At 52.5% G+C, this 455-nt stretch carries 1 pseudogene; it reads left to right on the top strand.

What is annotated here, in order from left to right:
- A pseudogene (iscS, locus tag HZZ10_RS19080) lies at window positions 1-455 on the top strand (cysteine desulfurase); the annotation flags it as partial.

Below are 455 nucleotides of genomic sequence, written 5' to 3'. Positions count from 1 at the left end.
GTTCATGACGATGGACGGAACCTTTGGTAACCCGGCCTCTCGTTCTCACCGTTTCGGCTGGCAGGCTGAAGAAGCGGTAGATATCGCCCGTAATCAGATTGCCGATCTGGTCGGCGCTGATCCGCGTGAAATCGTCTTTACCTCTGGTGCAACCGAATCTGACAACCTGGCGATCAAAGGTGCAGCCAACTTTTATCAGAAAAAAGGCAAGCACATCATCACCAGCAAAACCGAACACAAAGCGGTACTGGATACCTGCCGTCAGCTGGAGCGCGAAGGTTTTGAAGTCACCTACCTGGCACCGCAGCGTAACGGCATTATCGACCTGAAAGAACTTGAAGCAGCGATGCGTGACGACACCATCCTTGTTTCCATCATGCACGTAAATAACGAAATCGGCGTGGTGCAGGATATCGCGGCTATCGGCGAAATGTGCCGTGCTCGTGGCATTATCT

The organism is Sanguibacter inulinus, assembly GCF_013415325.1.
Classification (GTDB): Bacteria; Actinomycetota; Actinomycetes; order Actinomycetales; family Cellulomonadaceae; genus Sanguibacter; species Sanguibacter inulinus.
This window is presented reverse-complemented; position numbering and strand designations above follow the sequence as displayed.